A 16,590-nucleotide genomic window follows, 5' to 3' on the forward strand; every position below is an offset into this window, starting at 1 on the left:
CGGGTAGCGTGGCCGCATGACCGAGATCACCGACGATCTGCCCGCCCGCCTGCTGCACGAGGAGCACGCCGGATGGCGCGCCATCCTCGCCGGACACGGGGGAGTGCACTACGCGCGCGCGATGACCCGCGACGGGATCATGATCGTCGAGGGCGCGGTGCTCGGTCGCGACGACATGATGCGGGCGTTCGCGAGCACGCCGCCGTGGGACGCCTACGAGATCCACGAGCCCGCCGTGGTGCGGCTCGGCGATCACGCGGGCATCCTCGCCTACCGGGCGGTCGCCCGCCGCGGCGACGAGGTCGCGAACCTGCGGATGTCGACCACGTACCTGTACGACGACGGGGCGTGGCACGTGGCCGCGCACCAGCAGACGCCCGCCTAGCGGCCGCCCCGCGTCCTCCGCGAGCCCCCGCCGGCCCGCCGCCTACTGGACCGCCGACGTCAGGCGCGCGACGCCGTCGAGGAACGTCGCCGTCGCCGGCTCCCGATCCCACTCCTCGAGCGTCAGCTCGCGGCCCAGGTCGCGGTACTTCGCCTCGACCTCGCGCATGCCCGCCACGAAGGAGGCGCCGCGCACGAGCAGCGTGACCTCGAAGTTCAGGGCGAACGAGCGGATGTCCATGTTGCTCGACCCGATGACGGCGACGTCGTCGTCGATCGAGAGGTGCTTCGCGTGCAGGATGTACGGGCCCGGGTACAGCCAGATGCGCACGCCGGCCCGCAGCAGCGCGCGGTAGTAGGAACGCTGCGCGTGCCACACCCCGCCCTGGTCGCCGATCTCCGAGACGAACAGCTGCACGTCGAGGCCCCGCAGCCTGGCTGATGTGATCGCGTAGACCATCGCCTCGTCGGGCACGAAGTACGGGCTCGTTATGATCACGCGCTCCTGGGCCGAGTTGACGAGCGTGAGGAACTGCCTCAGGTTGTTCTCGCTCTCGAACGCCGGCCCGCTCGGGACGACCTGGCAGTCGAGGGCGTCGGCCGACGTGTCGACCGGGATCGCGGTGGCCGGCGTGTTCGCGTCGTCGCCGAGCACCTCGCCCGTCTCCGCGTACCAGTCGGAGCGGAACACCGCGTTCAGCTCGGCCACGGACGGACCGACGACGCGGGCGACGAGCTCCTGCCACATCAGCCCGCGCTTGAGGTTCTTGGGGGAGTCGTAGCTGCGGTCGATGAGGTTCTGGGACCCCGTGTGACCCACCAGCCCGTCGACGACGACGATCTTGCGGTGATTGCGGAGGTCGGGGCGCTGCCACTGGCCCTTCAGGGGCCGCACCGGCAGCAGGTAGTGCCACTCGACCCCGATGCGATCGAGCTCCGCGACCGTCGCCTTGTGGAGCGGCACCTTGGCCGACGCGATGTGGTCCATGAGCAGCCGCACCCGCACCCCGCGGCGCACCGCGGCCTCCATCGCCGCGAAGAACCCCCTCGTGGTGTCGTCGAACGCCACGATGAAGAACTCGACGTGCACGAACCGGGTCGCGGTCGCGACATCCGCCGCCATCGCGTCGATCGAGCCCTGGTAGTCGTCGATCAGGGTCGCACGGTTGCCCGACGTGACGGGAAGGCCCGTGAGGCGGGTGTTCTGCGCGACGGCGGTCGCGAACCATGCGGGCCACGCATCCTGGTCCGCGACCAGGTCGACGCCCGCGGTCCGCTCGGCGATCATGCGGTCCGCGTCGCGCTGGCGCGCCATCCGCTGCTTCGGCAACCGGATGTTCCCGATGAGCAGGTACAGCAGGATCCCGATGTAGGGGATGAGGAAGATCGCGAGGAGCCACGCCATCGCGGCGGTCGGCTTGCGATCGCGCGGGATCAGGATCAGCGCGGCGATGCGGATGATCCAGTCGACGAGGAGCGCGATGCCGACGATGATCGCCGTCCACTCGCCGCTCACGTTCGGCTCGCCGCCGGTCCGGACCCGTCCGCAGTCATCGCACCCTCCCCGGAGCCCTGCGTCCCGCAACCCGCTTCCGGTGGGTGCGGCCGATGCCCGAGTATGGCACCCGGGAATCGGCGGGGTGGGGGACCTTCGACTCAGTCGGTGCCGAGGTCGAACGCGGCGGCCTCGTTCGCCGCATCCGTCGCCGCGTCGAGGTCGGTCTCGGCCTCGCCCGCGAGGATCTGCGCCGCCTGGCCCGCGGCGATCTCGCCCACGAGCTGCGCCGTCGCGCCGCCGACGATGCCGAGGTGCGCGTACTGCTCGAGGCGCGCGCGCGAGTCGGCGATGTCGAGGTTGCGCATCGTGAGCTGGCCGATCCGGTCCTCGGGGCCGAACGCCTGGTCGCCCACGCGCTCCATCGACAGCTTGTCGGGGTGGTAGCTGAGCGCCGGACCCTCGGTGTTCAGGATCGTGTAGTCGTCGCCGCGGCGCAGGCGCAGGGTGACCTCGCCCGTCACCGCGGAGCCCACCCAGCGCTGGATGGACTCGCGCAGCATGAGCGACTGCGGGTCGAGCCAGCGGCCCTCGTACATGAGGCGGCCGAGGCGGCGGCCCTCCTGGTGGTAGTTCGCGATCGTGTCCTCGTTGTGGATCGCGTTGAGCAGCCGCTCGTACGTGATGTGCAGCAGCGCCATGCCGGGCGCCTCGTAGATGCCGCGCGACTTCGCCTCGATGATGCGGTTCTCGATCTGGTCGCTCATGCCGAGCCCGTGGCGTCCGCCGATGCGGTTCGCCTCGAGGACGAGCTCGACCGGGTCGTCGAACTCGACGCCGTTCAGGGCGACCGGCCGGCCCTCGACGTAGCGGACCGTGACGTCCTCCGCCTCGATCGCGACCGACTCGTCCCAGAAGCGGACGCCCATGATCGGCTCGACGATCGTGATGCCCGCGTCGAGGTCCTCCAGCTTCTTCGCCTCGTGCGTGGCGCCCCAGATGTTGGCATCCGTCGAGTACGCCTTCTCGACCGAGGCGCGGTAGGGCAGGTCGCGGGCCTGCATCCACTGGCTCATCTCGGTGCGGCCGCCGAGCTCGGTGACGAACGCGCTGTCGAGCCACGGCTTGTAGATGCGCAGGCGCGGATTCGCGAGCAGGCCGTAGCGGTAGAACCGCTCGATGTCGTTGCCCTTGTAGGTGGAGCCGTCGCCCCAGATGTCGACGCCGTCCTCCATCATCGCGCGCACGAGCAGCGTGCCCGTGACCGCGCGACCGAGGGGGGTCGTGTTGAAGTACGTCTTGCCCCCCGAGCGGATGTGGAACGCGCCGCACTGCAGCGCGACGAGCCCCTCCTCGACCAGAGCGGACTTCACGTCGACGAGGCGGCTGAGCTCGGCGCCGTACTCGAGCGCGCGGCCGGGCACCGCCTCGACGTCGGGCTCGTCGGGCTGGCCGAGGTCGGCCGTGTAGGTGCAGGGGATGGCGCCCTTCTCACGCATCCACGCGACCGCCACGGAGGTGTCGAGACCTCCCGAGAAGGCGATGCCGACGCGCTCGCCGGCGGGCAGGGAGGTGAGGACCTTCGACATGGCCTCCAGCCTACGGGAGCCGCGGAATGCTCGCGTTCGCGTGCCGGGTCGCCTGCGGACCCCGCGGAGCGGGCACGTCGGTCAGCCGGATGACGCCGAGCCGACGGTGTCGTCCTCGGCCACCCATTCGAGCAGGTCGCCGGGCTGGCAGTCGAGCACGCGGCACATGGCGTCGAGCGTGCTGAAGCGCACCGCCTTCGCCCGGCCGTTCTTGAGCACGGCCACGTTGGCGGGCGTCAGGCCGACGCGCTCGGCGAACTCGCCCACGCTCATCTTGCGCTTCGCGAGCTCGACGTCGATGCGCACGACGATCGGCATTCAGATCACCTCTTCGAGGTCGCTGCGCATCGCCGCGGCCTGGTGCAGCAGCGCGCGGAGCACGACGACGACGAGCACGACGACGCCGCCGATGAGCACGAGGCCCGTGAGCACCACGCCGTTGCCCGGATCGCGCAGCTCGGGGGTCGTGAGGAACACCGTCATGAGCCACGCCGCGACGCCGAAGAGCATGAGCCACGCGGCCGCGATCGCCCAGGCCATGACGTCCACCCACACGAACGCCCGCTCGCTGAAGATTCGGTCGGAGCGGATCAGGGTGAGCAGACGCCAGATGCACACGAGCACGACCTGGACGCAGACGACCTCGAGGATCGCGAAGGCGAGCAGGATCCACGGCACGGGTCCGAGTTCCGGCGCCTCCCTCGCCTGCTGCATGAACTCGCCCGGCAGGCTCATGACCTGCGCGACGACGAGCCCCGCGAAGACGAGCACGATGAGCACCCGGAGGGGGACGATGATCCGATTGAGCGAGGTCATGCGTCGAATATCGCGCATTATCTATCGAATGTCAATCGACACTGATCGAGTCCCAATGCGGTGGTCGCCGCGGGTGCCACGGCGTAGGCTCGGCCGCGTGACCGCACCGTCGATCGATCCGGGCCCGCCGTCGCCGCTCGCGGGCTACACGGCCGCGCAGGTCCGCGCGGCCGAGGCGCCCCTGCTCGCGGCGGGGGAGCCGCTCATGCAGCGCGCCGCCGCCGCGCTCGCCGACGAGATCACGGCGCTGCTCCCACAGGGTTCGCATGGCCGAGCGGCGGCCTCCGCGCCGAGTGATGCCGCGGCGACCGCATCGGCCGGCGCGACGGGCATCACCCGCGAGGTCCCGGGGGATGCCGCAGGGCGGCCGCTCGTCGTCGTGCTCGCCGGGCCGGGCGACAACGGCGGGGACGCGCTCTTCGCGGGCTCCCTCCTCGCAGGGCGCGGCGCCGACGTGCGGATCGTCGCGACCGGGACGCGCCTGCACGAGCAGGGCGCCGCCGCGGCGCGTCGCGCCGGCGCGACCGACCTCGATCCCGACGCCGACCCCGACGCGTTCGCGCGCGCGGTGCGCGAGGCCGACGTCATCGTCGACGGCATCCTCGGCATCGGCGCCGCCGCGAGCCCCGCGCTGCGGGGCCGGAGCCGGGAGCTCGTCGCACGGACGCTCGGGCTGCTCGGGCCGGGGTGGGCGGCCGGAGCTGCCGGGACGCGGCATCCGCTCGTCGTCGCCGTCGACCTGCCGAGCGGGATCTCGCCCGACGACGGCGCCGTGCCCGACCCCGTCGTGCTGCCGGCCGACGTGACGGTGACGATGGGCGCGGTGAAGGCCGGGCTGCGGGTCGGACCCGCCGTGGCGTACGCCGGACGCGTGGTGCTCGTCGACCTGGGGCTCGGCCCGGCGCTCGCCGACGTGCCGCCCGTCGTGCGTCCCGGGCGGCGGCACGACCTCCCGGAGCGCGGAAACCCCATGCGTTACGGTTGAGTGTGACTCAGGAACAGACCCCACCGGAGGCCGAGGCGGTGCTCGCCGACGAACCCGAGGTCCGGCAGGCGCTGACCGGGTCCGACCGCGCGGGCGTCGCCGGGGTCGTGGCCGAGCACCCCGCATCGCCGCTCGCCTGGGCCGAACTGGCCGACCTCGCCGACTCCGAGGGGCGCGCGCTCGACGCGTTCGCGTACGCCGTCGTCGCCGTCGACCTCGCGCGCGAGCAGCTCGCCGCGTCCGGCTGGACCCCCGGCAGCCCCGTCCCGTGGTCCGAGGAGCCCAACCGCGCCTACCTGCGCGCCCTCGACGCCGAGCGCCGCTCCGCCGAGCGCCTCGGCCTCGCCGACCGCGCCGAGCGGGCCGCCGCCGACCTGGCCGCCGCCGACCCCGAGGCGGGCGCGCGCATCGCCTCCGAGTTCACGCCCACCCAGCTCATCACCATCGTCGGTGCCGGGGCCGGTGCGTTCGCGCCGATCCTCGACACCGAGGCACGCACCGGCGATCCCGTCGCCGAACCGACCGCCGCCGACGCGGCAGGAGAGGACTGAGATGCCCGCAGTCGTACTGATCGGTGCACAGTGGGGCGACGAGGGCAAGGGCAAGGCGACCGACCTGCTCGCCTCGCGCCTGGACTACGTCGTCAAGTTCAACGGCGGCAACAACGCCGGGCACACCGTCGTCGTCGGCGACGAGAAGTACGCGCTGCACCTGCTGCCGAGCGGCATCCTGACGCCGGGGGTCACCCCGGTCATCTCGAACGGCGTCGTCGTCGACATCGAGGTGCTGTTCGAGGAGCTCGAGGGCCTCGAGACCCGCGGCGTCGACACGTCGAAGCTGAAGATCTCGGCGAACGCGCACGTCATCACGCAGTACCACCGCACGCTCGACAAGGTCACCGAGCGGTTCCTGGGCAAGCGCCAGATCGGCACCACCGGTCGCGGAATCGGGCCGACCTACGCCGACAAGATCAACCGCGTCGGCATCCGCATGCAGGACCTCTTCGACGAGAACATCCTGCGCCAGAAGGTCGAGGGCGCGCTCGACCAGAAGAACCACCTGCTGGTCAAGGTGTACAACCGTCGTGCGATCGGCGTCGACGAGGTCGTCGACGAGCTGCTCGCCTACACCGACCGGCTGCGTCCGATGGTGACCGACACCTCGCTGCTCCTGCACCGCGCGCTCGAGGCCGGCGAGACCGTGCTGTTCGAGGGCGGCCAGGCGACCATGCTCGACGTCGACCACGGCACCTACCCCTTCGTCACGTCGTCGAACGCGACCTCGGGCGGCGCCGTCACGGGCTCCGGCATCGCGCCCAACCGCATCGACCGGGTCATCGGCATCGTGAAGGCCTACACGACCCGCGTCGGCTCGGGGCCGTTCCCGACCGAGCTGTTCGACGACTGGGGCGAGTTCCTCGCCGACACGGGGCACGAGTTCGGCACGACCACGGGTCGCCGTCGCCGCACCGGATGGTACGACGCCCCGATCGCCCGGTACACCGCGCGCATCAACGGCGTCACCGACTTCGTGCTGACCAAGCTCGACGTGCTCACCGGCGTCGACCGGATCCCGGTCGCGGTCGCCTACGACGTCGACGGCACGATCCTCGACGAGGTGCCCGTGTCGCAGTCCGACTTCCACCACGCCAAGCCGGTCTACGAGGAGTTCCCGGGATGGACCGAGGACATCTCGGGCGCACGGTCGTTCGACGACCTGCCGCCGAACGCGCAGAGCTACGTGCGCGAGCTCGAAGCCATCTCGGGTGCGCGGTTCTCGGCGATCGGCGTCGGCCCGGGCCGTGACGAGATCGTGCAGCTGCACGACCTGCTCGACTAGACGGGCGAGGCGGCCGGGCGCGCGGCGTCCGCGTCGGGCGCCGCGGGCCCGTCCGGCGCTGCCGCGGCCGCGGGAGCGCCGTGGGTCCCGGCGAACCGCGCCGAACCGTCGCGCCCGCCGTAGGCGAGCCCGAGCGCGAACACCGCGATGAGCGACATGACGGCGATCTCGCCGCCGTCCTCGAGGGCGATGAAGATCGGGTCGATCACCGGCGCGTCGATGAACGGCGCGTGCACGATGTCGATCGCCCCGCCGAAGAACGCGAGGGCGGCGAAGAGCAGCGCGAGGGTGCGCGCCATGCGCCGCACCTCGGGTCGCGCGAGCCGGTAGGCGACCAGGAACGCGGTCACGACGACGACGCCGACCGCGGCGAGGTAGAGCGCCTCGCCGAGGTGGGTGGCCAGACCCTGGAGATAGACGACCTCGCGATCGAACCACCGCCCGAACGCGGTGCCCGAGCGCTCGTGCAGCTGGAAGTAGTCGTCGACCAGCAGGTACGCGGCGAAGCCCGCGAAGACGACCAGGATGCCGGCCCGGCGGCGGACGGCGGCGACGACGAGCAGCAGGATCGACCACCCGGTGAGCATCTGGAAGAACATCTCGGCGTAGCCGCGCTCGGTGCCGAGGTTGAAGAACGGATGCCACGGCGCACCCGCGAGCGTGTGCGTGAGGTGCACGGCGACGTACGCGGCGCTCGTCGCCCAGAGGAGGATGAGCAGGCCCCGCAGCAGCGGGTCGTCGAGGCCGAGGGCGGAACGCAGGCGCGCGACCCTCGACCCGGGGGCGCGCATCTCCATCGATGTCCTCTCGCTTCGGGTGGGACCATGCTCGCACATCGACACGGCGGAGCCGCACGCGGGTCGTCGGCGATCCGCCGCCGCGACGACGAAGGGGGCGGATGCCGCGGCATCCACCCCCGTTCGCCGTGCCCGCGCGGCCTACGGCTCGGTGCCGATCGACTTGTCGAGGTTCGCCCGCACCTCGTCGACCTTGGCGTCGTGCTCGTCGGGCGTGACCTTCTTGGCCGCGTCGGCGACGGCGTCGAAGACCTTGTCGCTGATGTCCTCGGCCTGCTCGCTGTCGAGCGCCTCGTTGATCTTGTCCTTGTTCTGCTCCACGAAGTCCTGCGCGTTCTTCGCGAGGTCGTCGAGTGCTCCCATTCCCCCGGGTCCCTTCTCTGCGACGGTCGGTTGCGCTCATCGTATGCAGTCCGGATGCCGCCTGCGCCGTTTCCACAGCGAACGCCCGGACTGCGCGGCATCCGTCGCCTGCGCGTCACCGGACGGACACCGCGCGGTCCCGCCCGGCGTGCGAGACTCGATCAGTGCCCGCGACCCGACCGATCGACGCGCCGCTTCCCGGGAGGACGGTGACGCTGACCCCGATGACGGCGGCCGACGTGCCCGCGCTCGAGGCGGCGATCCGACGCCCGGAGGTGTTCGCGGGCGGCTTCGCCGGCGGGCCCAGCGGCCTCCCGCCCGATGCCGAGGCCTTCGCCGCGTTCGCGCGCACGTCCTACGCGTCCGAGGCCGACGCGGTGCCCTTCGCCGTGCGGCTGCGCGGCGGGCCCGACGACGGGGTCGTCGTCGGCGCCACGAAGCTCGGCGACCTCGATTTCGCGAACGAGTCCGCGCACCTCGGATGGACCGCGTACGACCCGCGCGTCTGGGGCAGCTCGGTGAACCCCGAGACGAAGCTGCTCGTGCTCTCCCTCGCCTTCGGCCACGGCTTCGGACGGGTGAAGCTGCAGGCCGACGCCGTGAACGCGCGGTCGCGTGCCGCGATCGAGAAGCTCGGCGCCCGGTTCGAGGGGGTGCTCCGCCGCCACAAGCGCCGGCCGGACGGCAGCTGGCGCGACACCGCGGTGTACTCGATCGTGGTCGACGAGTGGCCCGCCGTGCGGGCGGGGCTCGAGCGACGGCTCGACGCGTGGGGAGACCGGCCCGTCGAACTCGCTCGGGGCGCAGGCGCAGGCGCAGGCGCCGGCTAGCGGCGCCCGGCGCCCTCCCGCGACGACGCCGTCGTTGGTACCGTGATCCCAGGCAGGTCACGAGCATGCGTCACCTCGAGCAGGCCGGTCCCGAGCTGCTGACCGGTCTCTGGACTCCGCTCGTCGTCGCCCTCATCACGACCGCGGCGAGCGTCTTCATCGCGCTCCAGAACGTGCGCTCCGACGATCTCAAGCGCGCGGAACGGCTCGGCACGGTGCTGTCGCAGATGCCGCCGTCGCCCGAGCGGAACGTCGTGGCGACCGTGCGCGACGACCTCGCGGTGTCGTGGGCGCTGCGGCAGGCCGCGCCCGTCGACCGCCGCCTGCGACGTGCCGCGACGGTGCTCTCGACGCTCGGCGGTGTCGCGCTCGTCGGCGCGATCCTGGTCGGCCTGTACGTCGGACTCGGCTACGGGCGGGTGAGCGACTGGTTCTTCTGGGTCTACTACTCCGTCGGGGTCGTGCTCCTGCTCGGCGCGGCGGTGCTCCGCCGTCTCGCCCGGCGGCACGCGGGCGCGTGGATCGCCGCGGAGCGGGCGCGTCGGGGGCTCCGGCCGCCGCTGCACACGGGGCTCCGGGCCGAGGCGGAGGTGCAGGCGGAGCGCCCGACGCGGCCAGGCAGCCGGTGAGGGACCTTCGGCCCGGCGCGCCGCTCCGGCGGTCCGGCAGAATCGGCGTCCGAGGGCGGAGGAGGTGAAGCCCATGCCCGCCCGAACGCCGGCCCCGCCCGTCCCCTCCGTCGATCCCGCCTGGCGCGGCGCCTACCGTGCGGGCGGCATCCTCGCCTTCGGGTACGTCCTCCTCGGCGTGGTGGCCCCCGCGCTGATGTTCTTCGCGGTCGGCTACCCCAGGACCGCGAGCGGCGCGGAACTGCTCGACTTCATCGCCGACCACCGGGTGTGGTGGATGGTGCTCCAGCACCTCACGCTCGGCCCGGGGTTCATCGCCATCCCCGTGTTCCTGGCGCTGTTCCTCGCGCTGAAGGAGGGCCGGCGCAGCCTCGCCGCGATCGGCGCGCTCCTCGCGATCGTCTGCCAGGCCTTGTTCGCGTCGTTCCTGCCCGCGACGCTCGGCATGCTCTACCTCGCCGACCAGCGCGAGGTCGCCGACGCCGATCGCCGCGCCGGGATCGAGGCGGCGGCTGAAGCCGTCACCGCGCCGCTCGACGCCTTCAACCCGCTCTTCGAGACGGTGTTCGCCGCCGGAGTGCTCCTCATCTCGCTCGCGATGCTGCGCAGTGCGTTCCCGCGGTGGATGGCGTGGCTCGGGATCGCCGCGGCGGTGTCCGAGTTCGTCGCGGTCGGCATCCTGTCGTTCGTCGGCATGGGCTACTTCTGGTGGTGGCTCGTGTTCTCCGTGTGGTTCGCGGCGGTGGGATGGCGCCTCCTGCGACTGGCCGCCCGCTGACCTCGGACGCGACCGACGCTCAGGCGCCGCCTTGCTCGGGCAGGTGCAGCCGGGCGAGGAACGCGTCGACGCCGCGCGGCACCCGTCGCCGGTCGGCGCGCGAGACGAGCACGGTGACGAGGACCGCGAGTGGCACCGTCCAGGCGGCGGGCTGCTCGACGAGCGGGCGGATGCCGGGCGCCGCCGCGGCCACGAACGCGCTCCCGAGGATCGCCGCCGCCGAGAGCACGGCGCCGGTCGCCATGCCCGCGATGGCGCCGCGCGCGGTGAGCCCGCGCCACCAGATGCCGAGGAGCAGTACGGGGCACAGGGTCGAGGCGGTGAACGCGAACACCAGCCCGACGCTGCCCGCCAGGCCCGCGGCCTCGGTGGCGACCGCGACGCCGAGCGGCACCGCGGTCGAGGCGAACGCCGCGATCCGGAAGCCGCGCACGCTTCCGCCGAGGAGGTCCTGCGAGATGACCCCGGCGACCGACACGACCAGCCCCGACGACGTGGAGAGGAACGCCGCGAACGCGCCGCCGATCACGAGCGCCGTGAGCAGTTCGCCGACGACGCCCGGCACGAGCCGGTCGGGGAGCACGAGCACGAGCGCGTCGGCCTCGCCCGGCGTCGCGAGGTCCGGGGCGAACGTGCGGCCGAGCAGCCCGAACGCGGTCGGGAAGAGGTAGAACGCCGAGAGCAGCGCGAGCACGATGAGGGTCGTGCGGCGCGCGGCCGGGCCGTCCGGGTTCGTGTAGAACCGCACGAGCACGTGCGGCAGCCCGAGGGTGCCGAGCAGCAGGGCGACCATGAGCGACACCGTGCGGTACACCTCGAGCGAGCCGGGCCCCGCGTCGGCGGGGAACGCCGCCGACGGGCCGAGCTCGGGCTCGACGGCACCCGTCACGAGGAGGAGGGCGACCACCGGGATGGCGAGCGCCGCGAGCTTCAGCCAGAACTGGAACGCCTGCACGAAGGTGATCGAGCGCATGCCGCCCGCCGCGACGACGACCGCCACGAGCACCGCGACGGCGACCGACCCGACCCAGCTCGGCAGGCCCGTCGTGATCCGGACGGTCAGGGCCGCGCCCTGCAGCTGCGGCACGATGTAGAGCCATCCGATCACGACGACGAGGACGCTCGTGACGCGTCGCACCGCGGGCGACTCGAGGCGCGCCTCCGTGAAGTCGGGGATCGTGTAGGCGCCCGACCGCCGGAGCGGCGCCGCGACGAAGAGCAGCAGCATCAGGTAGCCGGCGGTGTACCCGATCGGGAACCACAGCGCCGAGGCGCCCGTCAGCAGGATGAGCCCGGCGATACCGAGGAAGGACGCCGCCGACAGGTACTCGCCGCCGATCGCGGAGGCGTTCCACCAGGGCCGGACCGTGCGGCTCGCGACGTAGAAGTCGCTCGTCGTGCGCGAGATCCGCAGCCCGTACACGCCGATCAGGACCGACACCGCCGCCACCGCGACAATCGCGGCGTAGCCGACGGCCGGGTTCACGCCTGCTCCGCGAGCGACCGGTACCGGGCCTCGTTGCGCTGCGCGGCCCGCACGTACAGCGCCGCCACGCTGATCGCGAGCGGGTAGACGCCGAGTCCCAGAAGCAGCCACGACACCGGCACGCCCGCGACGAACGTCTCGTCGAGCGCGGGCAGCAGGGCGATGCCGACCACGAACACGACGGTCGCCGCGACGAAGCCGCCGGCGCAGATGAGGGCGAGGCGCAGCTGCGAGCGGATCAGCGAGCGCACGTACATCGCGTCGACGTCGCTGCCGGTGCTCGCGTGGCCGCGTGCGATCGAAGGGCGGGCGGATGGCGCCGCAGCCCCCGTGCGCGGCGCGGTGACGCGAACACGGGCGACCGCAGGGGGCGTCACCTCGCTCACGGCCGGGCTCGCGGGGTCGCCTGGTCGAGCCGCTCACGCAGCCCCGGCAGCAGTCGCCGGCTGACCGGCAGCTCGGCCTGCCCGACGACCACGGTCGGGCGCTCGCCGCCGAGCCGCACGCGGCTCACGTGCGGGAGCGCGACGAGGTACGACCGGTGCACGCGCACGAAGCCCGCCTCCGCCCACTGCCGCTCGAGGTCGGACATGGGCACGCGCACCAGGTAGCTCGCCTCGTCGGTGTGCAGGCGCGCGTAGTCGCCCTGCGCCTGCACGTACCGCACGTCGTCGCGGCGGATCATGCGCGTGGTGCCGCCGAGCGTCACGGCGATCATCTCGGGCCGGCTCGCCGCGGCATCCGTCGCCCCCGGCTGGGCCAGCCGCATCGCCTCGACGACGCGCGTGACCGAACGCTGCAGCCGCTCGGTGCGGACGGGCTTCAGCAGGTAGTCGACCGCCGCGAGGTCGAACGCCTCGAGCGCGCCCTCCTCGTCGGCCGTCACGAACACGAACGCCGGCCTGTGCTCGAAGCGCTGCAGGGCGCGTGCGAGGTCGAAGCCCGACAGGCCGGGCATGTGGATGTCGAGGAACGCGGCGTCGACCGGTTCGCGCGTGAGGATGCGGATCGCCTCGGATCCCGAGGTCGCGCGATGGATCGTGCCGATCCGCGGGTCCTGGCCGAGCAGGAACGCCAGCTCGTCCACGGCGGGCTGCTCGTCGTCGGCGATGAGGACCGAGATCACGGCACCAGTCTCCCATCCGGCTCCCCGCGGGCGCCGAGGTCGACGGATGCCGCAGCCCGGCCGGGCTGCGACTTGGGCACGCGCAGGCGCACGAGGGTGCCCGCGCCGACGTTCGTCTCGACGACCAGCCCGTGCTCGTCGCCGTACACCTGCCGGAGCCGGGCGTCGACGTTGCGCAGGCCCACGTGCTCGCCCGGCGGACCGCCCGCGAGCACGTCCGCGAGGCGCTCGGGATCGATCCCGACGCCGTCGTCCTCGACGGTGATCTCGGCGAACGCGCCCGCGTCCTGCGCCGTGATCGTGATGCGGCCGCCGCCCTCCTTGCCCTCGAGGCCATGGCGCACGGCGTTCTCGACGAGCGGCTGCATCGACAGGAAGGGGATGACCGTCGAGAGCACCTCCGGCGCGACCTGCAGCGTCACCCGCAGGCGGTCGCCGAACCGGGCCCGCTCGAGCTTCAGGTACGAGTCGATCGAGCGGAGCTCCTCGGCGACGGTCGTGAAGTCGCCCGCGCGACGGAAGGAGTACCGGGTGAAGTCCGCGAACTCGAGCACGAGCTCGCGCGCCTTGGCGGGGTCGGTGTTGACGAACGACGCGATCGCGTTGAGCGAGTTGTAGATGAAGTGCGGGCTGATCTGCGCGCGCAGCGCGCGCACCTCGAGCTCGGCGAGCGCGGCTCGCGAGGCGTCGAGCTCGCCGAGCTCGACCTGCGCCGCGACCCATTCCGCGACCTCGCCCGTCGCGCGCACGAGGCCCGCCCGGACCCGCGGCGCGAACGCGACCACCGCGCCCACGACCTCGCCGCCCGCGCGGATCGGCGCGGCCGCGGCATCCGTCTCGCCCGAGGGCGACGTGAGGCGGCGCTCGACCTGCGGCCGGCCCGACCCGACCGCGTCGGCGGCCAGGCGCTCGGCCGCGGGGAGCAGGGCCTCGTCGCCGTCGACCGCGGCCTCGCCGCCCGACATCAGGAGCGCGAGCGTGTCGGCGCCGAGCATGGCGCGCAGGTGCCGGGCGGCCCGCGCGGCATCCGCCCGGCTCATGTCGCCGCGCAGGTGCTTCGCCGCGCTCGAGGCGAGGTGGAGGGTCTGGTAGGTGGCCCGCTCGGCGTCGGTGCCGAGCTCCTTCGACTGCACCGCGAAGCGGCGCAGCAGCACGACCACCCCGACGGCGAGCGCTCCCGCGACGACGCCGACGGCAGCGGCGAGCAGCATCGACTCGGGCATGCACGTCACTGTAGCCGTCGTTCGTCGTCGTGCTCCGCCGTTCGTCGCACCGTGGGCGCCGTTCGGCGACGACGAACGGTCGGCGGCCCCGGCGCGGCATCCGCTTCGCCAGCATGGCCTGATCGCGACCGAAGCGACGCGGGCGATCCGCCCGCCGCACCCCCTCGAAGGAGAGACGCCATGGGCAACGAGGCCCTGAGCGAGGACGTCGACCTGAGCCACGTCGACTATCCCGCAGTGCAGCAATCGCCGGAATTCCAGGAGCTGAGGAAGACGCACCGGAGCTTCGTCTTCCCCGTGCTCGGAGCGTGCCTGGCCTGGTACCTGGCCTACGTGCTCCTCGCCGTGTACGCGGTCGACTTCATGTCGACGCGCGTGTTCGGCAGCATCAACGTGGCCATGCTCCTCGGCCTCGCGCAGGTCGTCACGACGTTCGCCGTGACCATGTGGTACGTCCACTTCGCCAACAAGCACCTCGACCCGAAGGCCGAGCGGATCCGCGAGGAGATCGAGACGGGCGTGTTCCTCGATCGCGCCGACGAAGGGACGGTGCGCTGATGCTCCGGTTCGAAGCGGCATCCGCCTCACCCGGCGAGCCCTGGCTCAACATCGCCATCTTCGGCGCGTTCGTCGCCGTCACGATGGTGATCGTGTTCCGCGCGAGCCGGAACAACAAGACCGCGGCCGACTACTACGCGGCCGGACGCTCGTTCACGGGCGGCCAGAACGGGTCGGCCATCGCGGGCGACTACCTCTCGGCCGCGTCGTTCCTCGGCATCGTGGGCGCGATCGCGATGACCGGCTACGACGGGTTCCTCTACTCGATCGGCTTCCTGGTGGCGTGGCTGGTCGCGCTGCTGCTCGTCGCCGAGCTGCTCCGCAACACGGGCAAGTTCACGATGGCCGACGTGCTGTCGTTCCGCCTGAAGCAGCGCCCGGTGCGCATCGCCGCGGCGACCACGACGCTCGTCGTGTGCTTCTTCTACCTGCTCGCGCAGATGGCGGGTGCAGGCGGCCTCGTGTCGCTGCTGCTCGGCATCGGCGACCAGGTCGGCCAGGCCCTCGTCATCACCGTCGTCGGCGGCCTGATGATCCTGTACGTGCTCGTGGGCGGCATGAAGGGCACCACCTGGGTGCAGATCATCAAGGCGGTCATGCTGATCGCCGGCGCCGGGCTCATGACCGTGTGGGTCCTCGCGATGTACGGCTTCAACTTCTCGTCGCTGCTCGACCGGGCGGTCGAGGTCACCCAGAACCCGGCGATCCTCGACCCGGGCCTGAAGTACGGCGTCTCGGAGATCGCGAAGATCGACTTCGTCTCGCTGGGGCTCGCGCTCGTGCTCGGCACCGCGGCGCTGCCGCACGTGCTCATGCGCTTCTACACGGTGCCCACCGCGAAGGAGGCCCGCAAGTCGGTCGTCTGGGCGATCTGGCTCATCGGCATCTTCTACGTCTTCACGCTCGTGCTCGGCTACGGCGCGGCGGCCCTCGTGGGCCCCGAGGTCATCGCGGCGGCGCCCGGCGGCCCGAACTCGGCGGCCCCGCTGCTCGCGTTCTCGCTCGGCGGCCCGCTGCTGCTCGGCCTCATCTCGGCGGTCGCGTTCGCGACGATCCTCGCGGTCGTCGCCGGACTCACGATCACCGCGGCGGCCTCGTTCGCGCACGACATCTACGCGTCCGTCGTGAAGAAGGGCAAGCCCGAGCCGGGCGCCGAGGTCAAGGTCGCCCGACGGACCGTGGTGATCATCGGCATCGTCGCGATCATCGGCGGCATCGGCGCGAACGGCCAGAACATCGCGTTCCTCGTGGCGCTCGCGTTCGCGGTGGCCGCGTCGGCCAACCTCCCGACGATCGTGTACTCGCTCTTCTGGAAGCGGTTCACGACGCGCGGCGCCCTGTGGAGCATGTACGGCGGGCTCGCCTCGGCGATCGTGCTCATCGCGCTCTCGCCCGTGGTGTCGGGCTCCGAGACGTCGATGCTGAAGACCGAGGCGATCGACTTCGCGATCTTCCCGCTGTCGAACCCGGGCATCATCTCCATCCCGCTCGCGTTCCTCCTCGGCTGGATCGTGAGCGTCGTCGACAACCGCCGCGAGGACGCCCTCAAGCAGTCCGAGATGGAGGTGCGCTCGCTCACCGGCGTCGGCGCCGAGAAGGCGGTGAGTCACTAGGCTCCGCCGGTCGCCCGCCCTCGGGCGGGCGGCCGGCGGGAACGACTGCGACGGGGTGGGAACGCCTGCCCTGGCCTCG

General features: G+C 72.4%; 19 protein-coding genes. 9 read left to right on the forward strand and 10 right to left on the reverse strand.

From position 1 onward, the window contains the following. Positions 1-16: 16 nt before the first annotated feature. Entirely contained in the window at positions 17-385 is a 369-nt protein-coding gene (locus WBQ80_RS08605) for a DUF4440 domain-containing protein (protein ID WP_336572139.1), read from the forward strand. A 42-nt stretch (positions 386-427) separates the two neighbouring features. Here WBQ80_RS08605 and cls read toward each other — a convergent pair whose 3' ends face one another. From cls to WBQ80_RS08625, 4 genes are all read right to left on the reverse strand, one after another. Next, positions 428-1,900, reverse strand: coding sequence for a cardiolipin synthase (gene cls, locus WBQ80_RS08610; RefSeq protein ID WP_336572138.1), 1,473 nt, complete (start codon positions 1,898-1,900; stop codon positions 428-430). A 140-nt stretch (positions 1,901-2,040) separates the two neighbouring features. Beyond that, complete coding sequence (gene argG / locus WBQ80_RS08615) at positions 2,041-3,468, reverse strand: argininosuccinate synthase (RefSeq protein WP_336572137.1); 1,428 nt, start codon at positions 3,466-3,468, stop codon at positions 2,041-2,043. 81 nt (positions 3,469-3,549) lie between these two features. After that, positions 3,550-3,786 carry a helix-turn-helix domain-containing protein gene (locus WBQ80_RS08620; RefSeq protein WP_336572136.1) on the reverse strand — a complete coding sequence of 79 codons (237 nt, stop codon included), beginning with the start codon at positions 3,784-3,786 and terminating at the stop codon, positions 3,550-3,552. Next, on the reverse strand, positions 3,787-4,284 hold the full coding sequence (locus tag WBQ80_RS08625) for a DUF2975 domain-containing protein (protein WP_336572135.1): 498 nt from the start codon (positions 4,282-4,284) through the stop codon (positions 3,787-3,789). 97 nt (positions 4,285-4,381) lie between these two features. On the opposite strand from WBQ80_RS08625, the gene WBQ80_RS08630 reads away from it, so the two are divergent. The 3 genes from WBQ80_RS08630 to WBQ80_RS08640 are packed head-to-tail and all read left to right on the forward strand — an operon-like array spanning position 4,382 to position 7,108. Beyond that, complete coding sequence (locus tag WBQ80_RS08630) at positions 4,382-5,269, forward strand: NAD(P)H-hydrate epimerase (protein WP_337282521.1); 888 nt, start codon at positions 4,382-4,384, stop codon at positions 5,267-5,269. 2 nt (positions 5,270-5,271) lie between these two features. Then, complete coding sequence (locus tag WBQ80_RS08635) at positions 5,272-5,820, forward strand: DUF3151 family protein (protein WP_336572133.1); 549 nt, start codon at positions 5,272-5,274, stop codon at positions 5,818-5,820. 1 nt (position 5,821) lies between these two features. After that, positions 5,822-7,108: an adenylosuccinate synthase gene (locus tag WBQ80_RS08640; RefSeq protein WP_336572132.1), complete on the forward strand. Its 1,287-nt coding sequence runs from the start codon at positions 5,822-5,824 to the stop codon at positions 7,106-7,108. Here the strand turns inward: WBQ80_RS08640 and WBQ80_RS08645 are convergent. Next, positions 7,105-7,905: a hypothetical protein gene (locus WBQ80_RS08645; RefSeq protein ID WP_336572131.1), complete on the reverse strand. Its 801-nt coding sequence runs from the start codon at positions 7,903-7,905 to the stop codon at positions 7,105-7,107. The two genes, WBQ80_RS08640 and WBQ80_RS08645, sit on opposite strands and share 4 nt — an antisense overlap. A 141-nt stretch (positions 7,906-8,046) precedes the next feature. Then, positions 8,047-8,268, reverse strand: coding sequence for a hypothetical protein (locus WBQ80_RS08650; protein WP_336572130.1), 222 nt, complete (start codon positions 8,266-8,268; stop codon positions 8,047-8,049). A gap of 164 nt (positions 8,269-8,432) precedes the next feature. On the opposite strand from WBQ80_RS08650, the gene WBQ80_RS08655 reads away from it, so the two are divergent. The 3 genes from WBQ80_RS08655 to WBQ80_RS08665 all read left to right on the forward strand — a co-directional run bounded on the left by WBQ80_RS08655 (position 8,433) and on the right by WBQ80_RS08665 (position 10,505). Then, positions 8,433-9,098, forward strand: a complete 666-nt coding sequence (locus WBQ80_RS08655; RefSeq protein WP_336572129.1) for a GNAT family N-acetyltransferase — start codon at positions 8,433-8,435, stop codon at positions 9,096-9,098. Between the two features lie 65 nt (positions 9,099-9,163). Beyond that, positions 9,164-9,727 carry a hypothetical protein gene (locus tag WBQ80_RS08660; RefSeq protein ID WP_336572128.1) on the forward strand — a complete coding sequence of 188 codons (564 nt, stop codon included), beginning with the start codon at positions 9,164-9,166 and terminating at the stop codon, positions 9,725-9,727. 73 nt (positions 9,728-9,800) lie between these two features. After that, entirely contained in the window at positions 9,801-10,505 is a 705-nt protein-coding gene (locus WBQ80_RS08665; RefSeq protein WP_336572127.1) for a hypothetical protein, read from the forward strand. Positions 10,506-10,524: 19 nt separating this feature from the next. Here WBQ80_RS08665 and WBQ80_RS08670 read toward each other — a convergent pair whose 3' ends face one another. The 4 genes from WBQ80_RS08670 to WBQ80_RS08685 are packed head-to-tail and all read right to left on the reverse strand — an operon-like array spanning position 10,525 to position 14,340. Further along, positions 10,525-11,991 (reverse strand): sodium/solute symporter, encoded by a 1,467-nt coding sequence (locus tag WBQ80_RS08670; protein ID WP_336572126.1) that lies wholly within the window; start codon positions 11,989-11,991, stop codon positions 10,525-10,527. Beyond that, the gene (locus tag WBQ80_RS08675; RefSeq protein ID WP_336572125.1) at positions 11,988-12,377 is read right to left on the reverse strand and encodes a hypothetical protein; all 390 of its coding nucleotides are present in this window, start codon (positions 12,375-12,377) and stop codon (positions 11,988-11,990) included. Before WBQ80_RS08675 ends, WBQ80_RS08670 begins: the two co-directional genes overlap by 4 nt. After that, a complete protein-coding gene (locus WBQ80_RS08680) occupies positions 12,374-13,117 on the reverse strand; it encodes a LytR/AlgR family response regulator transcription factor (RefSeq protein WP_336572124.1) in 744 nt (247 codons plus the stop codon). The genes WBQ80_RS08675 and WBQ80_RS08680 overlap by 4 nt, the downstream gene beginning before the upstream one ends. Further along, entirely contained in the window at positions 13,114-14,340 is a 1,227-nt protein-coding gene (locus WBQ80_RS08685; RefSeq protein WP_336572123.1) for a sensor histidine kinase, read from the reverse strand. The genes WBQ80_RS08680 and WBQ80_RS08685 overlap by 4 nt, the downstream gene beginning before the upstream one ends. A gap of 180 nt (positions 14,341-14,520) precedes the next feature. Between WBQ80_RS08685 and WBQ80_RS08690 the strand changes: the two genes are divergently transcribed. Together WBQ80_RS08690 and WBQ80_RS08695 are read left to right on the forward strand one after the other, a co-directional pair. Continuing rightward, positions 14,521-14,898 carry a DUF485 domain-containing protein gene (locus WBQ80_RS08690; RefSeq protein WP_336572122.1) on the forward strand — a complete coding sequence of 126 codons (378 nt, stop codon included), beginning with the start codon at positions 14,521-14,523 and terminating at the stop codon, positions 14,896-14,898. Beyond that, complete coding sequence (locus WBQ80_RS08695) at positions 14,898-16,511, forward strand: solute symporter family protein (protein WP_336572121.1); 1,614 nt, start codon at positions 14,898-14,900, stop codon at positions 16,509-16,511. The genes WBQ80_RS08690 and WBQ80_RS08695 overlap by 1 nt, the downstream gene beginning before the upstream one ends. Positions 16,512-16,590: the final 79 nt, after the last annotated feature.

Origin of the sequence: Agromyces sp. CCNWLW213, from assembly GCF_037199545.1 — a bacterium.
Taxonomy (GTDB): domain Bacteria; phylum Actinomycetota; class Actinomycetes; order Actinomycetales; family Microbacteriaceae; genus Agromyces.